The organism is Nocardioides segetis (assembly GCF_051390595.1).
Lineage (GTDB): Bacteria > Actinomycetota > Actinomycetes > Propionibacteriales > Nocardioidaceae > Nocardioides.
Genome location: NZ_JBNINR010000016.1, coordinates 87388 through 107046, shown reverse-complemented (window position 1 = coordinate 107046; position 19659 = coordinate 87388). Strand labels below are relative to the sequence as shown.

15 protein-coding genes are annotated in these 19659 nt (G+C 73.2%); 5 read left to right on the top strand and 10 right to left on the bottom strand.

Annotated elements, in window-relative coordinates; translation table 11 throughout:
• Positions 1 to 95: 95 nt before the first annotated feature.
• Both rpsI and rplM read right to left on the bottom strand, forming a co-directional pair.
• Positions 96 to 596 carry a 30S ribosomal protein S9 gene (gene rpsI, locus ACPZVR_RS21450; protein ID WP_436701721.1) on the bottom strand — a complete coding sequence of 167 codons (501 nt, stop codon included), beginning with the start codon at positions 594 to 596 and terminating at the stop codon, positions 96 to 98.
• Positions 597 to 635: 39 nt separating this feature from the next.
• Positions 636 to 1079: a 50S ribosomal protein L13 gene (gene rplM / locus ACPZVR_RS21445; protein ID WP_436701720.1), complete on the bottom strand. Its 444-nt coding sequence runs from the start codon at positions 1077 to 1079 to the stop codon at positions 636 to 638.
• A 262-nt stretch (positions 1080 to 1341) separates the two neighbouring features.
• Between rplM and ACPZVR_RS21440 the strand changes: the two genes are divergently transcribed.
• The 3 genes from ACPZVR_RS21440 to ACPZVR_RS21430 are packed head-to-tail and all read left to right on the top strand — an operon-like array spanning position 1342 to position 4203.
• Complete coding sequence (locus ACPZVR_RS21440) at positions 1342 to 2241, top strand: bile acid:sodium symporter family protein (protein WP_436701719.1); 900 nt, start codon at positions 1342 to 1344, stop codon at positions 2239 to 2241.
• A gap of 22 nt (positions 2242 to 2263) precedes the next feature.
• Positions 2264 to 3553: a citrate synthase gene (locus ACPZVR_RS21435; RefSeq protein ID WP_436701718.1), complete on the top strand. Its 1290-nt coding sequence runs from the start codon at positions 2264 to 2266 to the stop codon at positions 3551 to 3553.
• A 47-nt stretch (positions 3554 to 3600) separates the two neighbouring features.
• Entirely contained in the window at positions 3601 to 4203 is a 603-nt protein-coding gene (locus ACPZVR_RS21430; protein ID WP_436701717.1) for an HAD family hydrolase, read from the top strand.
• Positions 4204 to 4275: 72 nt separating this feature from the next.
• On the opposite strand, the gene ACPZVR_RS21425 is transcribed toward ACPZVR_RS21430, so the two are convergent.
• Positions 4276 to 5577, bottom strand: a complete 1302-nt coding sequence (locus ACPZVR_RS21425; protein ID WP_436701716.1) for a M1 family metallopeptidase — start codon at positions 5575 to 5577, stop codon at positions 4276 to 4278.
• A 9-nt stretch (positions 5578 to 5586) separates the two neighbouring features.
• The gene (locus ACPZVR_RS21420) at positions 5587 to 9444 is read right to left on the bottom strand and encodes a Pls/PosA family non-ribosomal peptide synthetase (RefSeq protein WP_436701715.1); all 3858 of its coding nucleotides are present in this window, start codon (positions 9442 to 9444) and stop codon (positions 5587 to 5589) included.
• Positions 9445 to 9536: 92 nt separating this feature from the next.
• Between ACPZVR_RS21420 and ACPZVR_RS21415 the strand changes: the two genes are divergently transcribed.
• Complete coding sequence (locus ACPZVR_RS21415) at positions 9537 to 11174, top strand: long-chain-fatty-acid--CoA ligase (protein ID WP_436701714.1); 1638 nt, start codon at positions 9537 to 9539, stop codon at positions 11172 to 11174.
• Between the two features lie 94 nt (positions 11175 to 11268).
• Positions 11269 to 12504, top strand: coding sequence for a S1C family serine protease (locus ACPZVR_RS21410; RefSeq protein ID WP_436701713.1), 1236 nt, complete (start codon positions 11269 to 11271; stop codon positions 12502 to 12504).
• 76 nt (positions 12505 to 12580) lie between these two features.
• On the opposite strand, the gene ACPZVR_RS21405 is transcribed toward ACPZVR_RS21410, so the two are convergent.
• From ACPZVR_RS21405 to ACPZVR_RS21380, 6 genes are all read right to left on the bottom strand, one after another.
• Complete coding sequence (locus tag ACPZVR_RS21405; protein ID WP_436701712.1) at positions 12581 to 12763, bottom strand: DUF5302 domain-containing protein; 183 nt, start codon at positions 12761 to 12763, stop codon at positions 12581 to 12583.
• A gap of 66 nt (positions 12764 to 12829) precedes the next feature.
• Positions 12830 to 13867 carry a GNAT family N-acetyltransferase gene (locus ACPZVR_RS21400; RefSeq protein WP_436701711.1) on the bottom strand — a complete coding sequence of 346 codons (1038 nt, stop codon included), beginning with the start codon at positions 13865 to 13867 and terminating at the stop codon, positions 12830 to 12832.
• Positions 13864 to 15573, bottom strand: coding sequence for an ABC-F family ATP-binding cassette domain-containing protein (locus ACPZVR_RS21395; protein WP_436701710.1), 1710 nt, complete (start codon positions 15571 to 15573; stop codon positions 13864 to 13866). The genes ACPZVR_RS21400 and ACPZVR_RS21395 overlap by 4 nt, the downstream gene beginning before the upstream one ends.
• Before the next feature lie 53 nt (positions 15574 to 15626).
• On the bottom strand, positions 15627 to 18380 hold the full coding sequence (locus ACPZVR_RS21390; protein WP_436701709.1) for an FtsX-like permease family protein: 2754 nt from the start codon (positions 18378 to 18380) through the stop codon (positions 15627 to 15629).
• Entirely contained in the window at positions 18377 to 19102 is a 726-nt protein-coding gene (locus tag ACPZVR_RS21385; RefSeq protein WP_436701708.1) for an ABC transporter ATP-binding protein, read from the bottom strand. The genes ACPZVR_RS21390 and ACPZVR_RS21385 overlap by 4 nt, the downstream gene beginning before the upstream one ends.
• Positions 19099 to 19647, bottom strand: a complete 549-nt coding sequence (locus ACPZVR_RS21380; protein ID WP_436701707.1) for a PadR family transcriptional regulator — start codon at positions 19645 to 19647, stop codon at positions 19099 to 19101. Before ACPZVR_RS21380 ends, ACPZVR_RS21385 begins: the two co-directional genes overlap by 4 nt.
• Positions 19648 to 19659 lie beyond the last annotated feature (12 nt).

The window sequence follows — 19659 nt, the reverse complement described above, 5'->3', positions numbered from 1 at the left end:
CTGGACGAGGAAGCTTCCTCGTCCCGGCGTGAGTTTCACCGGCCGGCCGGTGAAACTCACGGCGTTGCCGCGAGCCCACCGGCCGCCCGAACGCATCAGCGCTTCGAGTACTGCGGAGCCTTGCGGGCCTTCTTGAGACCGGCCTTCTTACGCTCGGTCGCGCGGGCGTCGCGGGTCAGCAGACCGGCCTTCTTCAGGGTCGGGCGGTAGGCCTCGACGTCGACGCCGTTGAGGGAGCGGGCCACACCGAGGCGCAGCGCGCCGGCCTGGCCGGTGATGCCGCCGCCGTGGATGCGGGCGATCACGTCGAAGCGACCCTCGAGGCCGAGAGCCGCGAACGGCTCGTTGACGACCTGCTGGTGCAGCTTGTTGGGGAAGTAGTCCTCGATGGTCCGGCCGTTGATGGTCCAATTGCCGGTGCCGGGGACGATGCGCACCCGGGCCACGGCCTCCTTGCGGCGGCCGGTGGCGGCGCCGGGGGCAACGGTCACCGGGCGGTTGTCGACGGCGGCCGACGGAGAGGTCTCGCTGGTGTAGGCGACACCCTGCTCGTCGGTCTCGAAGGTCTCCTCGACCTCGTTCACGTTCTCGGTCACTTTTCTAAGTCCTCAGTCCTGGTCAGCTCTGTCGAGAAGTCACTGGGAGATCTGGGAGATCTCGTAGGGGACGGCCTTCTGGGCCTGGTGCGGGTGAGCCGGGCCGTTGTAGACCTTCAGCTTCTTGATCATCTGCCGGCCGAGGCGGTTCTTCGGCAGCATGCCCCACACGGCCTTCTCGACGGCCTTGCGGGCGTCCTTGTCGATGACGTCACCGATCGGGGTCGCGGTCAGACCACCCGGGAAGCCCGAGTGGCGGTAGACCATCTTGTCGGCACGCTTGTTGCCGGACAGGGCGATCTTGTCGGCGTTGACGATGATGACGTAGTCACCGGTGTCGGTGTTGGGCGCGAAGATCGGCTTGTGCTTGCCGCGCAGCAGGTTGGCGGTGGTGACAGCCAGCCGACCGAGGACGACGTCGGTCGCGTCGATCACGAGCCAGGCGCGCTCGATGTCGCCGGGCTTCGGAGCGTAGGTGCGCATGATGCGTACCCTTCCTTGCTAGTTCGTTGCCCGTACGACGGTCGCCGCCCGGGTTGCCCGCGCGGCCAGGGATCGATCCGCTCGGGCGACGTACTCCTGACGAACTCAGCCCGGCCCACACACGCTCGTCTCACGACGATCCGAGGGCGATCCGGGTCTGCCCCGCGGCCGCGACCGTGGTCGTGGCGCGAAGCGGCAGAAGACGCGACCTGCAACACTACGGGCGCGCCCTACCACGGTCAAAATGCGGAGGAGCCCGCCCATGGACTCAGGACTCGTGTCGGTGGGCCTGCCCGCCGCGCTGGCGATCATCATGTTCGGTCTCGGCCTGGCGCTGACGACCGACGACTTCCGCCGCATCGGCCGCACGCCGCTGCCGGTGGCGATCGCGCTGGTCGCCCAGCTGCTCGTGCTGCCGCTCGTCTGCTTCGGGCTGGTCCTCGCGCTCGACCTCGAGCCGATCCTCGCCGTCGGGATGATGCTGCTGGCGGCCTCGCCGGGCGGTACGACGGCGAACCTGTTCAGCCACCTGTTCCGCGGCGACGTCGCCCTCAACATCACACTGACGGCGGTGAACTCCCTGATCGCCGTGGTGAGCCTGCCCCTGGTGGTCAACCTCGCCGTCGGCTGGTTCGACCCGCCCGGCGCCGACGACATCGGCCTGCAGCTCGGCAAGACCGCCCAGGTCTTCGCCATCGTGCTGGTCCCGGTGGCGCTGGGCATGCTCGTGCGGCGCTCGTCGCCCGGCTTCGCCGCCCGCGCCGACCGGCCCGTGCGGGTCGCCTCGGCGGTGGTCCTGGCCCTGGTGATCGTGGGGGCGCTGCTCGGCGAGCGCGAGAACCTCGCCGACTACATCGCCGACATCGGGATCGCCACGACCCTGTTCTGTGCCCTCAGCCTGAGCCTGGGCTACCTGCTCCCCCGCGCGTGCGGCGTGGAGGAGCGGCAGGCCCTCGCCTCGGCGTTCGAGGTCGGGATCCACAACAGCACCCTGGCCATCGCGATCGCGCTGAGCGTGCTCGACAACGACACGCTGGCGGTGCCCGCGGCGGTGTACGGCGTGCTGATGTTCCCGCTCGCACTGCTCGCCGGGTGGCTGCTCACGCGGGGGCGGCCGCCGGCCCGGGGTCACGGTTCGGGACACCGGCTACCGACTCTGTGACGTGGCCGACTAGGTTGGCTGCGTGACTGACTCTCTCACCGTACGCGACAACCGCACCGGCGCGGAGTACGAGATCCCGATCGTCGACGGCACCATCAAGGCCGCGGACCTCGGGCAGATCAAGCTCAACGACGACGAGCCGGGCCTGGCCACTTACGACCCCGGGTTCGTCAACACCGCCTCGTGCCGTAGTGCCATCACCTACATCGACGGCGACAAGGGCATCCTCGAGTATCGCGGGTACCCCATCGAGCAGCTCGCGGAGAAGTCGAACTTCCTCGAGGTCGCCTACCTCCTCATCCACGGCGAACTGCCCACCAAGGAGCAGTACGAGCAGTGGGTGCACGACATCACGTTCCACACCTTCGTGCACGAGAACGTCAAGGGCTTCATGCAGGGCTTCCGCTACGACGCGCACCCGATGGGGATGCTGATGGCGTCGGTGGGGGCCCTGTCGACGTTCTACCCGGAGTCGAGCCGCATCGACGACCCCGAGAACCGCCACATCCAGATCGTCCGGATGATCGCCAAGATGCCGACGCTCGGCGCCTGGGCCTTCCGGCACGCGCAGGGCAAGCCCTACGTCTACCCCGACAACGAGCTGTCCTACGCCGAGAACTTCCTCTCGATGCTCTTCAAGATGAGCGAGTCGAAGTACGCCGCCGACCCGCGGATCGCGAAGGCCCTCGACGTGCTGTTCATCCTGCACGCCGACCACGAGCAGAACTGCTCGACCAACGCCGTCCGCTCGGTGGGCTCCTCGCAGGTGGACCCCTACTCCGCGGTCGCCGCCGGCATCGGCGCCCTCTTCGGCCCCCTCCACGGTGGTGCCAACGAGGCGGTGCTGCGGATGCTGCGCCGGATCGGCACCAAGGAGAACATCCCCGCCTTCATCGAGGGCGTGAAGAACGGCGACGAGCGCCTGATGGGCTTCGGCCACCGGGTCTACAAGAACTACGACCCCCGCGCCAAGATCATCAAGAAGGCCACCGACGACGTCTTCGAGGTCACCGGCGTCAACCCGCTGCTCGAGGTCGCCATCGAGCTGGAGAAGATCGCGCTGGAGGACGAGTACTTCGTCAAGCGGCGCCTCTACCCCAACGTCGACTTCTACTCCGGCCTGATCTACGAGGCGCTGGAGTTCCCGCCCGAGATGTTCACGGTCCTGTTCGCGATCGGCCGCACCCCCGGCTGGCTCGCGCAGTGGCTGGAGCTGACCGGCGACAAGGAGCAGAAGATCGCCCGTCCCAAGCAGATCTACACCGGCGACCGCGGCCTGACGTTCGTGCCCGCCGAGGAGCGCTGGGCCTGAGCTTGCCCCCGTCTCCTGCTGCCTCCGACACGACCCCTGCCCCGGCTGTGGCAGGGGTCGTGTGGGATCTCGGCAACGTCCTCATCGACTGGCAGCCCGTCGTCGCGGTCGCCGCGGGCGTCGGCGAGGCCGAGGCCCACCGGTTCCTGGCCGAGTTCGACTTCGGCGCCTGGAACCACGCCTGCGACGCCGGGCGTCCCTGGGCGGACGCGCTGGCCGAGCTCGATCGCCTCCATCCCCAGTGGTCGGCGCACGGTCACGCCTACCACCGGCACTTCGCCGCCGCGCTCAGCGAGCTCCCCGCGTCGGTGGCGGTCGTGCGCGACCTGCACGCCGCGGGCGTGCCCCAGTGCGGCCTGACCAACTGGTCCCACGAGCTCTACCACGACCACGCGGCCGGACGCTTCGACCTCCTCGACCTGCTCGACCACGTCGTCGTGTCCGGCACGGAGCGGATCGCGAAGCCCGACCCGCGCATCTTCCGCCTCGCCGCCGAGCGCTCCGGCCTGGCGCCCGAGCAGCTGGTGTTCGTCGACGACAAGGCGGGCAACGTCGAGGCGGCCCGAGCGGTCGGGATGACGGGCCTCGTGTTCACCGACGCCCCGGCGCTGCGCGCCGAGCTGACGACCCTCGGGCTGCTCCCCCGCTGAGTCGCCGCTCAGCCTGCTCAGGCGAGCAGGGCGTCGACGTCGACCGGCGCCTCGATGGCGCAACCGGTCGCGTCAGCCCCGCGGAAGGGCCGGCAGCGCGGCGTCGTACAGCCACGGCCGCAGCAACGCGGCGACGTCGACGCCGGTGCGCTCCGAGGCGAACGCGAGGAAGTCCTCGGTGGTGACCGACTCCCCCGCACGCGAGGCCGCCCAGCCGCGCAGCACGTCGAAGAACGCCTCGTCGCCGACGCAGATCCGCAGCGCGTGCAGCGCCAGCGCGCCGCGCTTGTAGACGCGGTCGTCGAACATCAGCTCGGGGCCGGGGTCGGCGAGGAGCAGGTCCTGGTCGAGGCCGGCGAGCCGCTCGTGGTGGTGGCGCGCCCACGCGTCGCAGCTGCGCGGACCGCCGCTCTCCTCCGACCACAGCCACTCGGCGTAGCAGGCGAAGCCCTCGTGCAGCCAGATGTCCCTCCAGTGGCGCAGCGTCACGGCGTTGCCGTACCACTGGTGCGCGAGCTCGTGGGCGATCAGCCGCACCCGCGACCAGTCGGTCGAGCAGAAGTTGCGGCCGAAGGTCGACAGGCTCTGGCTCTCGAGCGGGATCTCGAGGTCGTCGTCGGTGACGACGGCCGCGTAGGCGTCGAAGGGGTACGGCCCGAAGATCCGCTCGAAGAACGCGAGCATCGCGGGCTGCTGGTCGAAGGAGCCGGCCAGGTCGAGGTCCGGCGGCCCGATGGTGCGGGTGCGGGGGTCGTGCTCGGTGGTGGTGTAGCGGCCGATCTGGACGGTGGCGAGGTAGGTCGCCATCGGCCGGTCCATCACCCAGGTCCGGCTCTCCACGCTCGCCCGGCGGTGGTGGGCGACGAGGTCGCCGTTGGCGACGGCGGTGTAGCCGGCGGGCGCGGTCACGGTGACCCGGTAGGTCGCCTTGTCGTCGGGCCGGTCGTTGCAGGGGAACCAGGTGGGAGCGCCGTGCGGCTGGGCGGCGACGATGACGCCGTCCTCGAGCTCCTCCCACCCGGCGTCGCCGTGGCGCCGGTCGACGAGCGGCCTCGGGGAGCCGCCGTAGACGACGGTCAGCTGCAGCTCGGCCCCCGCGGCGACGTCGCGGTCGAGCTGGAGCACCAGCCGGTGGTCACGGGCCGACCACTTCCTGATGCCCGCTCCGTCGAGGCGCATCTTGGTGGCGCGCAGGTGGGCGAGGTCGAGCACCAGGCGCGACGTCGGCTCGCGGACGAGGAGGTCGAGGACCGCGGTCCCGGTGAGCCGGTTGCCGTCGGGGACGTAGCCGAGGTCGAGATCGTAGTGGAGCACGGCGTACGACGGGTCGCCGTGGCCGGGCAGGTACGGGTCGGCGGTGGGCAGCTGCGGCACGGGCGGACCTCAGTCGGCCCACGGACCGACGGGATTGCCGATCCAACGCGTCTTGTCCGGCACGGACTCCCCCCTCATCACCAACGACACCGGGCCGACCGTAGCGTGCCGGCCCAACGACGCGGCCGGCAGCACCACCGAGTTCGGGCCGACGGTGGCGCCCCGGTGCAGGCGCACGGTGTCGGTCGCGAGCAGGCGGTCGTGGAAGAGGTGGGTCTGCACGACGCTGCCCTGGTTGACGGTGGCGCCGTCGCCGAGCTCGACGAGGTCGGGCTCCGGCAGCCAGTACGACTCGCACCACACGCCGCGGCCGACCGTCGCGCCCATCGCGCGGAACCAGACCGCGATGAGCGGCGAGCCGGTCGCGAGGCCCGCGAACCACGGCGCCGCGACCACCTCGACGAAGGTGTCGGCGAGCTCGTTGCGCCACACGAAGGAGCTCCACAGCGGGTGGGAGCCGGCGCGGACCCGGCCCACCAGCAGCCACTTCGCGAGCACGGCGACGAGGGCGGCGAGCAGGCCGGCCAGCCACAGCAGGACGGGTACGGCGAGCACGCCGGCCGGGGTGCCGTGCCGCTCCCACACGGCGAGGGTGCCCAGCACGACCGCGAGGTGGAGACCGGCCGCCAGCGTGAGCGGGAGCAGCCGGGCCACCTCCCAGCAGGCGCGGGCGACCTTGAGCCGGGTCGGTGGGGCGTAGGTCCGCTCGTCGGCCGAGCCCTGGGCCGCGCGCCGCAGCGGAGCCGGCGGACTGCCGAGCCACGAGCCGCCGGCCTTGACCGTGCCGCGGGCCGGGGCCGCGGAGAGGACCGCGACGAGCGAGCGCTTCGGCACCTTGCGGCCCGGCGCGGCCATCGCGGAGTTGCCGACGAACGCGCGCTTGCCGACCTTGACCCGTTCGGCACGCAGCCAGCCGCCGCCGAGCTCGTAGCCGCCGATCAGGGTGTCGTCGGCCAGGAAGGCCTGGTCGCTCACGCTCACCAGCGAGGGGATCATCAGCGCCGTGGAGGCCTCGACGTCCTTGCCGACCCGCGCCCCGAGCAGGCGCAGCCACCCGGGCGTCAGCTGCGAGCTGTAGAGCGGGAACAGCCAGGTCCGCGCCTCGTCGAGCACGCGGATCGTCGCCCACACGCACAGCGCCGGGCCGCTCTGCAGCGGGTGGGCGCCGGCCGTCACGCCGCGCGCGAGGAGCCGGACGGCGCCGAGGACCAGACCCGCCAGCACGACGAAGCCCGCCAGGACGCCCGGCACCAGCCACGGCGCGAGGGCCGCGGCGGCGTCAGCGGCGCCCGTGGTGGCGGCGACGTCGGCCAGCAGCAGCACCGGCACCACCACGACCAGCACCGTGATCGCGGGCAGGCAGGACAGGAGGCCGGCCGCGGCGGCGTACGCCAGGGCCCAGCGGCGCAGCGAGCGGCGCGAGGCCGGCGGTCGCTCCGCCCAGGGACCGCGGGCCGCGGCGCTCATCCGCACCGCGGGAGCGCCGGACCAGAACTCGCCGACGGGGACCGTGTCGAAGACGGCCGAGCCCGGCGCGACCTCGGCGTCGTCGCCCACCACCGCGCCGGGGCAGAGCATCGACCGGGTGCCGACGCGGGCCCGGCGGCCGACCCGGATCCCGCCGATGTGGAGGGTGTCGCCATCGATCCAGTAGCCGGTCAGGTCCACCTCGGGCTCGATCGATGCCCCCTTGCCCACGGTCAGCTGACCGGTGACCGGGGGCAGCGAGTGCAGGTCGGCGCCCCGGGCGACCTTGGCGCCGAGCAGGCGGGCGTACCAGGCGATGTAGGGCGCGCCGGCCAACCGGGTCGCGCCCAGCTCGTCGGCGATCCGCTCGGCCGTCCAGATGCGCAGGTGCACCTTGCCGCCGCGCGGGTGGGAGCCGGGCCGGACGCCCCCGAGCACGGCCCGGACCAGCGTGGCGGCGACGAGCATGCGCCCGGGCGGGCTCACGAAGACGGCGAGCAGCGGCACCAGCACCCACCACGGGACGGCCGGCAGCCAGGCGACGTCGAGCAGGTCGTGCCCGAGCCGCGCCGCGGTCAGGATCGCCGCGATCCAGCGCGGCGCCGCCAGCGCCCGCAGCAGGGGGACGGCGAGGACCTGGCCGAGCTGGGTCTTGCGCGGGATCGGCTTCACCCGGCGGCTGTGCTCGGCCAGGGCGGTCGGCTCCAACGAGTCGAGGAGGCCGGTCAGGGCGGCGACGGTCGGGTGCTCGTAGAGGTCGGCGACGGTCAGCTCGGGGTGGTCGGCACGCAGCAGGGTGACCACCTGGGCGGCGGTCAGGCTGCCGCCGCCCAGGTCGAAGAAGTCGGACTCCGGGCCGTCCGGCGCCGCTCCGATCACCTGCCGCCAGACCTCGGCGATCCGCGCCGCGGTGCCGTGCAGGCCCGCGTCGGCAGGGTCGGCGGCGGCCAGCGGCCACGGAAGCGCGTCGCGGTCGACCTTGCCGGAGGTCCGGGTCGGAATGTCGTCGACGACGGCGAGCCGGGGAACCAGGGCGGCCGGCATGGTGGCCCGCAAATGCGCGGTCGCGGCGGCGGGGTCGTACTCGGCGGTGGCGGTGACGTAGCCGACCAGGAGCTGGTTGCCCGTGCTCGTGCGTCGCACCGCCGCGGCGGCGGCGCTCACGCCCGGCAGCGCGAGCAGCGCGGAGTCGATCTCGCCGAGCTCGATCCGGCGGCCGCCGACCTTGACCTGGTCGTCGGCGCGGCCGGCGAAGAGCAGGCCGGCGGGGTCGTTGACGACGATGTCGCCGCTGCGGTAGGCGCGGTCCCAGCCCAGGGTCGGCATGGGTGCGTACTTCTCGGCGTCCTTGGCCGGGTCGAGGTAGCGGGCCAGGCCGACGCCGCCGATGATCAGCTCGCCCCGCTCCCCCTCGGCGACCGGCTCCCCCGTGGCGGGGTCCACGACGACCAGGTCCCACCCGGCCAGCGGCAGGCCGATCCGGACCGGCCCGTCGGCGTCGACGAGGGCGCCGCACGCGACGACGGTGGCCTCGGTGGGCCCGTAGGTGTTCCAGACCTCGCGCCCCGGGCGGACCAGCCGGACGGCGAGCTCCGGCGGCAGCGCCTCGCCGCCGAGGATGAGCAGCCGGACCCGCTCCAGCGCGTCGTCGGGCCACAGGCTGGCCAGGGTCGGGACCGTGGAGACCACGGTGATGGCGTTGGCGGTGAGCCAGGGGCCGACGTCCACCCCGCTGCGCACGAGCGCGCGGGGCGCCGGGACCAGGCAGGCGCCGTACCGCCAGGCCAGCCACATCTCCTCGCAGCTCGCGTCGAAGGCGACACTGAGGCCCGCCATCACCCGGTCGTCCGGGCCGAGCGGCACGTCCTGCAGGAACATCCCCGCCTCGGCATCGACGAACGCCGCCGCGTTGCGGTGCGTGACCGCGACCCCCTTGGGGGTCCCGGTCGAGCCGGACGTGAAGATCACCCACGCGTCGTCGCCGAGACCGGGGTCGCGGCGCGCTCGCGGCGCCCCGTCGCGGCGGGTCTCGATGACCAGGCCCGCGCCGACGACCGCGGCGACGTCCGCCGTCCCGAAGACCAGCCGGGCGCGCTCCTCCGGGTCGTCGGCGTCGACCGGGACGTAGGCCGCGCCGGCGAACAGGATGCCCATGATCGCGACGTACAGGTCGGTGGTCCCCGACGGCAGGCGCACCCCGACCCTGTCCCCCGGCCCGACGCCCAGCGCTGCGAGGTCGACGGCGACCGCCTCGGCCGCCTCGGCGAACTCGGCGTAGGTCACCGTGTCGTTGCCGCTGTCGAGCGCCATCGCGTCCGGGTGGTCCGCGGCCGTGCGACGGAACACGTCGACGAGCGTGCGCGGCGCCGGCGCCTCGGCACCGCGGAGCAGGGGATTCACCTCTCGATCCTGGTCGGTGCAGGTGAACGGAGGGTGGCCGGCCGATGCGCGGTCCGTTGTGCCGTTTTGTGATCTGAGCCACAATCTCACGCGTGAGCGCGACGACGGAGTCCGAGTCCCCTGCCCCTGCTGCTGCCCGCGCGTGGCCGCCGGCCACGCCGCCCGAGCCGACGTACGTCGAGGACCGGCTCAACTACTGGGCGGAGGCCACCCCCGACGCCGAGGCGATGACCTACCTCGGCCGCACGTGGACGTGGAAGGAGTGGCACGACCGGGTCCACCGTGCCGCCGGCGGTCTGCGCGACCTCGGCATCGCCCGCGGCGACGTCGTGTCCTTCCTCGACAAGAACCACCCGGCCTGCGTGGAGATCAGCCTCGCCGCGGGCTCGATCGGCGCCGCCAACGCGATCATCAACTGGCGCTCGGCCGGCGACGAGATCGACTACGCCGTCAACGACTCCGGCGCCAAGGTGCTCTTCGTCGGCCGTGAGCTGATGCCGACCATCGAGGCGATCCGCGACCGGCTGCCGAACGTGCAGCGGATCATCGAGGTCACCCCGGAGGGGGCAGCGGACGACGAGTACGAGCAGTTCCTCGCCGGGGCCACTCCCTGCGACGACGGCCCCGACGTCCTCGAGGACGACGTGTGCCTGGTCATGTACTCCTCCGGCACGACCGGCCGGCCCAAGGGCGTCATGCTCACCCACCGCAACATGGTCCGGCACACGATCAACGCCCACGACGGCTGGGCGTTCGAGCCCGGCGACAAGTCGATGGTGGCCATGCCGCTGTTCCACGTCGGCGGGTCGTCCTACGTCCTGTTCGGCATCCACGACGGCATCCCCAGCGTGATGACCCGCGAGCCCGACGCGGCGTCCCTCGCCGGCGCGATCATGGCCGGCGCCAACCGGACCTTCCTCGTGCCGGCCGTGCTGGCACAGGTGCTGCAGGCGGGACCGGACGCGATCAAGCTGTTCGGCCTGCTCAAGACCTACACCTACGGCGCCGCGCCGATGCCGCCACCGCTGCTGCGCGCCGCGATGGAGGCCTGGCCCGACACCGACTTCATCCAGGTCTACGGACTCACCGAGGTCGCCGGCGTGGCGACCCACCTGATGCCCGAGGACCACCGCACCGCCGAGGCGGACGGCCACCCCGAACGACTGCTCTCGGCCGGCAAGCCGCTGCCGGAGTGCGAGGTCCGGATCGTCGACCCGGCGACCCTGTCCGACGTCGGGGTCGGCGAGCACGGCGAGATCTGGCTGCGGACGCCGCAGCTGATGAAGGGCTTCCTGAACAAGCCCGAGGCCACCGCCGAGGTGATCACCGACGACGGCTGGTTCCGCACCGGCGACATGGGCCACGTCGACGCCGAGGGCTACGTCTTCGTCTCCGACCGGCTCAAGGACATGATCATCACCGGCGGCGAGAACGTCTACTCCCCCGAGGTCGAGCGGGTCCTCTCCGAGCACCCCGGCGTGCTCGAGGTCGCCGTGATCGGCGTCCCCGACCCGACCTGGGGGGAGTCGGTCAAGGCGGTCGTGGCGCTCAAGGAGGGCTCCGACGCCAGCGAGGTCGAGCTCATCGAGTGGACCCGCGAGCGGCTCGCGCACTTCAAGGCGCCCAAGTCCGTCGACATCCTCGAGGCGCTCCCCCGCAACCCGACCGGCAAGATCCTCAAGCGGGAGCTGCGCCGGCCCTACTGGGACGAGCAGGCCCGGCAGGTCTGAGCGGGTCCGAGCGGGTCCGAGCGGGTCGCGCTCTCAGAGGAACTCCTCACGCCGTCCTCAGCCGGGTCACAGGGACGACTCGCACAGTGGAGGCATGACCCAGTCCCTGCCGCCGATCACGCCGGCCCAGCCGGCGTCGTCCCTCCCTCCGTCCCACCCGCCGGCCTTCCCGCCGCCCGCGTCCCCGGAGTGGTCGCCGCCGCCCCGGCGACCGCGGCGGTCCGGGTTCGCGGTGGCGGTCCTCACCGGGGCCCTGCTGGTCGGGGGCGGGGCGGGGATCGGCGGGGCGGCGCTGTACGACGCCGCGGCCGGTGACGGCAGCAGCGGCACCAGCGGCACGACGTCGCTGCCGGTGGTCGACAACGGCAACCGTCCCGCGGTGTCCGGGAGCGTGGAGTCGGTGGCGTCGGCGGTCCTGCCGTCCGTGGTGGCGCTCGACGTCCGGGGCGCCGGCGGCGCGGGCAGCGGATCAGGGGTCGTCCTCGACGGCGACGGCCTGATCCTGACCAACGACCACGTCATCACGCTCGGCGGCGAGATCCCCGCCGACCAGGCCGAGGTGACCGTGTCGTTCAACGACGGCACGAAGGTCCGGGCGACCGTGGTCGGCACCGACCCGCTCACCGACACCGCCCTGGTCAAGGTCGACGGGGTCGACGACCTGAAGCCGATCACGATCGGCAAGTCGAGCAACCTCGACGTGGGCGAGCAGGTCGTCGCGATCGGGTCGCCGTTCGGCCTCGACGCGACCGTCACGAGCGGCATCGTCAGCGCGCTCGACCGCCCGGTCGAGGTCGCCCGCGACGCCCAGGGCAACGCGACGGCCTATCCGGCCATCCAGACCGACGCCGCGATCAACCCCGGCAACAGCGGCGGCCCGCTGGTCAACATGGACGGTCAGCTGGTGGGCATCAACGCCTCGATCCGCTCGACGTCCTCGGGTCAGGGCGCCGAGTCGGGCTCGATCGGCCTCGGCTTCGCGATCCCGATCGACGAGGTGCTGCCGATCATCGACCAGCTCCGGGCCGGAGAGACGCCGACCCATGCCCGACTGGGCATCCAGGTGTCCGACGTGGCCGGCGCGGCGGGGTCCAGCGACACGACCCTCAGCGGCGCCCGGATCGCCGGCATCGAGGAGGGGTCGGCCGCGGCCGACGCCGGACTCGAGCAGGACGACATCATCACAGCCATCGACGACCGCCGGATCGAGGGATCGGAGGCGCTCATCGCGACCGTGCGCTCCTACCGACCGGGCGACACCGTGAAGGTGACCTACCTGCGCGGCGACAAGGAGCGCACCACCGAGCTCGAACTCGGCTCGGACGGCTGACCGGCCCCACCACCCACCCCGAACGCGAGGGGGCGGCCTCCGACGGGAGACCGCCCCCTCGACCATGTGCGCGGACTCAGGAGCCGCCGCCCCCGGCCTTGCGCCGGTGCATCTTCGGAGCTCCGCCGACGACCTCGGAGCCGTGCGCCTTCTCCTTCATCGGTCCGTCCTCGTGGACCCCGTGTTCCTTGCGGTTCTTGCGGTCGAGGGCCTCGCGCATCTTGGCCTTGAGATCGTCGTTCGCGCCGTCGGCAGCCATGGGGTGTCCTTCCTCGCAACGGGTGCTTCCTCCACCGTCGCATCCCGCCGGCCCGGAGCCAAGCGATTAACCCGGCGCGGTCACGATCCGCTGCAGGTCCGCCGAGCGCGCCGTCGCCACGAAGCCCATCGCCTCGTTGACGGCGATCATGGGTCCGTTGACCTCGGCGTTCCACGTCACGACCCGCCGGCCCGCGGTGTCGAGGTCGCGCTGCAGCGCCCGGAGGTTGGCGACCTTCAGGGCCAGCCCGAGCCGATGCCCGCGGTGATCGCGCCGCACCAGGGTGCCCCACTGGTGGACGAACCGGGGATCGTGCTCGGGAACCATCAGCTGGGTGTAGGCGACGACCTCCCCGGACGCGTCGAGCGCGACCGAGTGCCACGGCGTGCGTCCCTGGCGCGCCTGCAGCACCTCGGCGGTGCGGAAGGCAGCGACGTCGGCGGTCTCGTCCTCGCGCTGCACCTCCCCCGCCGGCGCCTCCGTCAGCAGCGTGCTCGACACGGCGAGCCAGCCGGCGACGAGGTCGTCGGGGACCGACCCCGACCAGGACACGATCCGGTACGACGCGTGATGCGGTGCGGTCTGGGCCGCCAGGGCGGCGAGCCGGCCGTCGGGAGCGGGGAGCGGCAGCTCGCGCTGCACCTCGCCGATCCCGAAGCCGTAGCCGCGGCGCGCCGCGAACCCGATCCCCGCCGTGCCGGCGCCGTCGGACGGACCGTCGTAGGGCCACTGCGCCCGCGCGTCGAGGCGGGTCCGCCCGGCGGCCGCCGCCAGCTCCTCGAGGCGGTCGAGGAGCCGCCCCCCGAAGCCGCGGCGACGGTGTCGGGGCAGCACGTGGACGTCGAGCTGCGCGCCGTCGAGGTTGTCCAGCAGCCGCATCGCCAGCCAGCCCGCGGCGACCGGCTCTGCGCCGAGGAGACCGAGGAGGAAGGTGTCGCGGCGCAGCGTGTCCGGCTCGCGGACGACGACCGCGAGCTCCGCGGCCGCCCACGGCGTCGCATGCTCGCCGAGCTCGTGGCGCAGCGAGGTCGCCACGACGTCGGCCCACGCCGCGATGGCCGCACCGTCGTCCGGTCCGATCCGGACCAGCTCCAGCTCGCTCATCGGGCCCGCGCCACCCTTCCCTCGTCCCAGACCGGCCCGTCGGACTCGTAGACCGTCCCGTCGGCACCGAACACGCAGAACCGATCGAAGCCGCGGGCGAACCAGCGGTCGTGGGTCACCGCGACGACGGTCCCGTCGAACGCCTCGAGCCCCTCCTCCAGCGCCTCGGCCGACTGCACGTCGAGGTTGTCGGTGGGCTCGTCGAGGAGCAGCAGGGTCGCCCCGGAGAGCTCGAGCAGCAGGATCTGGAAGCGCGCCTGCTGGCCGCCCGAGAGCGAGTCGAACGACTGCTCGGCGCTGCCCGCCAGCTCGTAGCGGTCGAGCACCCGGCTCGCCGCCTCGCGTCCCATGCCCTGCCGGCCCGACGGTGTCCCGTCGCCGCGGTGCAGGATCTCCAACAGCGTCCGACCGGCCAGCTCGGGGTGCTCGTGGGTCTGCACGAACCATCCGGGCCGCACCCGCGCCCCGAGCCGGGCCCGGCCGGTGTGGGCGACGGGCGCGATCGGTACGTCGCCCACGGGACGGTGCTCGACGTCGGGATCGCTGCCGCCGGCCGCGAGCAGGCGCAGGAAGTGGGACTTGCCGGATCCGTTGGAGCCGAGCACGGCCAGCCGGTCGCCGTACCAGACCTCGAGGTCGAAGGGCTTCATCAGACCGGACAGCTCGAGGTCCTCGCACACGACGGCGCGCTTGCCGGTGCGGGCGCCGGACAGCCGCATGCTGACCTGCTGCTCGCGCGGCTGCTCGGTCGGCGGTCCCGCCTCCTCGAACTTGCGCAGCCGGGTCTGGGCGGCCTTGTACTGCGAGGCCAGGCCGTCGTTGTAGGCAGCCTTCTGCTTGTACATCAGCACCAGCGCCTTGAGCTTCGCGTGCTCCTCGTCCCAGCGGCGGCGCAGCTCGGCGAAGCGGGCGAAGCGGTCCTTGCGGGCCTCGTGGTAGGACGCGAAGCCGCCCGGGTGCGTCCACGTGCTGTTCCCCCCGCCGCCGGCGCCGAGCTCGACGGTCACCACGTGGGTCGCGGCGTTGGCGAGCAGCTCGCGGTCGTGGCTGATGAACAGGATCGTCTTCTCGGACTCCGCGATGCGCCGCTCGAGCCAGATCTTGCCGGGCACGTCGAGGAAGTTGTCGGGCTCGTCGAGCAGGAGCACCTCCTCCGGCCCGGCGAGCAGGTATTCCAGCACCAGCCGCTTCTGCTCGCCGCCGGACAGGGTCCGCAGCTCGCGGTACTTCGCCCGATCGTAGGCCACGCCCAGCGCCTTGACGGTGCACACGTCCCAGACCACCTCGACGTCGTAGCCGCCGGCGTCGGCGTACTCCGCGAGGGCGTGGGCGTAGGCGAGCTGGGTCGCCTCGTCGTCGGTGTCCATCAGCGCGAGCTCGAGGCGGTCGACCTCGCCCGCGGCGGCGCGCACCCGCTCGGGCGCGAGCCCCAGCAGGAGGTCGGCGACCGTCGGCGCCGCGTCGCCGGTCGCCACCCCGCGGTCGACCATCTGCCGCATCACGCCGAGCCCGCCGGAGCGGGTCACCGCGCCGGCGTGCGGGAGCAGGTCGCCGGTGATGATCCGGAACAGGGTGGTCTTGCCGGCGCCGTTGGCGCCGACCAGCGCGACCTTCGCCCCCTCGCCCACCCGGAACGACACATCGTCGAGCAGCACCCGTCCGTCGGGCAGCTCGTACCGGACCCCGGAGACCTCCACATGACCCACGAGGGACGATTGTCCGCGAAGAGGTCGCCGGCTGCGACCCGATTAACCGGGCGTCACGCCCGCCGCTCCAGCATCGGCACCCGGGACCGCGTGCACGCCGCCGTGACCAGCGCCGCCAGCAAGGGAGTCCCGAGCGCCACCCCGGCGAGGTTCGCCCACGGCACCGTGAACGACGGTGCCCCGAAGGTCGCCCGCAGGGCGTAGGACACGAAGGTCCCCAGCGCCACGCCGACCAGCGCGCCGGCTCCCGAGATCACCAGGGCCTGCGCACCGGCCAGCCGGCGTCGTACGGCGGGATCGGCTCCCACCGCGGACAGGGTCGCCAGCTCGCGACGGCCCTCGGCCGCCGAGAGCGCGACCGCGATCGCGACGCCGATCAGCGTGACGAGCGCGGCCACGCCGCCCACGACGAGGAGGGCGAGCCCGCTCTCCGATCGGTAGGGGTGGGCCACGGAGGCTCCGGCCCGGCGCTCGGCCGTCGCCGCCCGCAGCCCCGCGCGGACCTCGGCGCGGGTGGCCCCCGCGTCGTAGACGACGTACCTCGTCGCCGACGACACGACCAGGCCGTGCCGCTCGGCGGTCTCGGCGCTCATCAGCACCGTCGGCATCGCGGCGTAGGTGGTCTCCGTCTCGACGGCCCGGGCGGGCAGCGTCAGCGACGGGATGTCGCCCTCCTGGACGACGCCGTCGCCACCGTCCTGGGCCCGGCCCTCGAGGTCGGCCGTGACCGTGCCGTCGCCGCCGATCAGGCCCGGCGTGAGGGCGAGCACCTCGCCGCCGGCCAACGCGGCCGTCTCCGCGGCGGTGAGGTCCCGGCCGAGGAGGGCTCGGGTGAGCGCCGGGTCGGCGATCGCCGCGCTCCCGCTGACACCGACGCTGACGCAGCTGGACGGGCAGCCGACGCCGGCGTTGAACCAGAGCTGCTCGACGGGGGCACCGCCCAGCTCCTGCCGGGCCGCGGACGTCGCGTAGCCGAGCTCGGCGGCCGGCACGACCCGCCCGTCGGGAAGCGCCTCGGCGGCCCGTCGGGCCGCCTCCTCGGTGGCCGCCGCCTGCTCCTCGGGACCGACGACGTAGGACGGGTGGACCTGCATCATCCCGGGAGGCAGGTCCGGGATCCAGGACGCCTCCTCCGCCCGCGCGGTGCCGGCGATCGCGAAGGCCGCGACGACGGAGCCGGCGACGGCGAGCATGATCGCGCTCGCCGCCGGGCCGGTGCGGTGACGGTGCCGGTCCGCGTCACGGACGGCGATCCGGCCGGACAGCGGCAGCCGGGTGCCGAGCCGGCCGAGCGCCCCGATCAGCACGGGCATCGCCACGACCAGCCCGGCGACCGCGAGGACGGCACCCAGCAGCACGAGCGCGATCGGGACGGTCGGGCTCGGCGCCGACAGATAGCTCCCGGTCTGCTTGGCCAGGGCCAGCGCCTCGGTGTAGGCGTCGAAGTCGTCGGCCATCTGCGCGCTGCCGACCAACGCCAGCAGCGCGCCGGCGACGATGCCCGCGACGCCGAGGAGACCGGCTCGTCGCGACCGCGCCCCGGAGATCCGGAAGCGGCCGGACAGGGCGTCCAACGGCTGCTGGCGCGCCGCGCCGACGGCCGGGACGAGCGCCGCCAGCACCCCCGAGAGCACCCCGACGACCACCGCGATGAGGACCTCGGGTCCGAGCCGGTAGACCGGCAGCACCGAGCCGTTGAGCCACTCCCACAGCGGCCAGCCCAGCCGGGCCACGACGAGACCGGTGACGAGGCCGCCCGCCGTGCCGAGGACGCCGAGAGTGGCGCCCTGGAGCAGGAGCACCGCGCGCAGCTGGCGGGGCGAGGCACCGCCCGCGCTGATCAGGCCCATGTCCCGGACCTGCTTGCGGGCTCCGACCGCGAAGGCGGCGCCGGCGAGCAGGATCACCTCGAGCAGGCCCAGCCCGACGATCAACGTCGTCAACGCGGCACCGCGCAGCTCGTCGGCCGAGAGGGGCGGGTTCTGCATGACCGCGTACCGGTCCGGGTGCAGGTAGGTGTCGCGCGGATAGAGCGCCACGCCGTGCTCGGCGAGGGCGAAGGCCAGGCCGTGAGCGTCGATGCCGGGCGGCAGGTCGACGAGGTACGTCGGGCGGCTCGGCTCCCAGCCGTAGCCCCCGGCCTCCGGGCCGGTCGGGAGCAGCGTCTGCCCCGGCTGGGCGTAGGCGGCGTCGCACTGCCAGCACTGCTCGTCGCGGACGATCCCGCTGACGGGCAGGCGGGTTCCGGTGAGGTCGTCGGTGACGGTGTCGCCCGCCGCGACCTCGAGGCGCTCGGCCGCCGACGCCGTGATGACGACCTCGCCGGCCTCGGGGTACCTGCCCTCGCGCAGCTGGAGCCCGTCGGGCCGGAACCGCGACGGCATGGTCGCGAACTGCAGCGGCATCTCCTGGTAGGTCGAGCCGCCCTCCGTCGTGAGGAGGAGTCCGGACCCCGACCCGTCCTCGTCGACCTCCTCGATCCTGGTGCCGCCGGGCAGCAGGCCGGCGACGTCGACCGCCTCCGGGTCGCGCTTCTCGGCACCCTCCCGGTAGTAGAAGCCCTCCCACTCGGCCGTCAGCCGGAAGTCCCGGAGCTCGGCCAGGTCCGTCACCACGACCTTGGCGTCCGCACTGCCGAGGGCCAGGTAGGCGTCGCGCTCGGGCGACTCGGTCGACCGGTAGAGCACGTCGCCCACCGTGGCCACCGCCACCGGCAGCCCGACGAGCAGCGCGATCAGGACCGAGCGGGCCAGGTTGCGGCGGATCGACCGGCGGGCCATCCGCTGCGCGGGGCGCCACACGCTCATGTCAGCGCCCCCAGGTCGACGGCGACGGGAGCGGCGGCGGTGGTCTCGTCGACGATCGCGCCGTCGCTGATGAAGACGACGCGGTCGGCCCAGGCCGAGTGTCGCGGCTCGTGCGTCACCAGCAGGCACGCCGCACCGGCGTTGCAGCGGGCGCGCAGCATGCGAAGCACGCCCTCGCCGGTCTCGCTGTCGAGGGCGCCGGTGGGCTCGTCGGCGAGCACCAGGCGCCGCGGGCCGACCAGCGCCCGCGCGATCGCGACCCGCTGCTGCTGGCCGCCCGACATCTCGTCCGGGAAGCGGTCGGCGACCTCGCGCAGCCCGATCTCGTCGAGCGCGGCGAGCGCCTCCGTGCGCGCGGCGGCGGAGCGGATCCCGTCGAGCTCGCGGGGCAGGGCGATGTTCTCCGCCGCGGTCAGCGACGGCACCAGGTTGAGGTCCTGGAACACGTAGCCGATCGAGCGGCGGCGCAGCCGGGCCAGCTCCTTGCGCGTCAGCGCGGACAGGGACTCGCCCTCGACGAGAACGTCACCGCTGCTGGGCGCGTCCAGTCCGCCGGCGAGGTGGAGCAGCGTGCTCTTGCCGGAGCCGGAGGCACCCCGCACGGCGACCAGCTCGCCCGGGGCGACGCTCAGGGTGGCACCGTGCAGGGCGGTCACCAGCGTCGCGCCGACGCCGTACACCTTGCCGGCGCTGCGAAGTTCCAGAACGGGGTTGGCGGTCACTGGACGGCCTCCTTCTCGGGGGTCTGGACGGGGCGTGCCTTGCGGAGCCGGGACTCGCAGCGGTCGAGCCAGCTCACCTCGGCCTCGACGGCGAAGATGAGCGAGTCGATCACCATCACCCGGGCCAGGTCCTCGTCGGGAACGGTGGCCTTGAGCCGGGTGAGGGACTGCAGCGAGCTCATCGCCTGGTGGCGCTGGGCCTGGACCACCGCGCGGGCGTCGATCCCGGGCGTGCTGACGGCCATCGCCAGCTTGATGGCGAGCTCGTCACGGGGCCGCGACTCCTGCGCGATGGGCGAGCCGAACCAGCCGGTCAGCTCCGCGCGGCCCGCCGGGGTGAGGGCGTAGACCACGCGGCCGTCGTCGTCCGGCACGCCGTCGGCCTCGATCTGACCGCCCTTCTCCAGCCGCTGCAGGGTGGAGTAGACCTGCCCGATGTTCAGCGGCCAGGCCGACCCGGTCGCCGCCTCGAACTCGGCCTTGAGCTGGTAGCCGTACTTCGGCCCCGGCGCCAGCAGCGCCAGGAGGCCGTGTTTGATCGACATGAGTACGGAGTA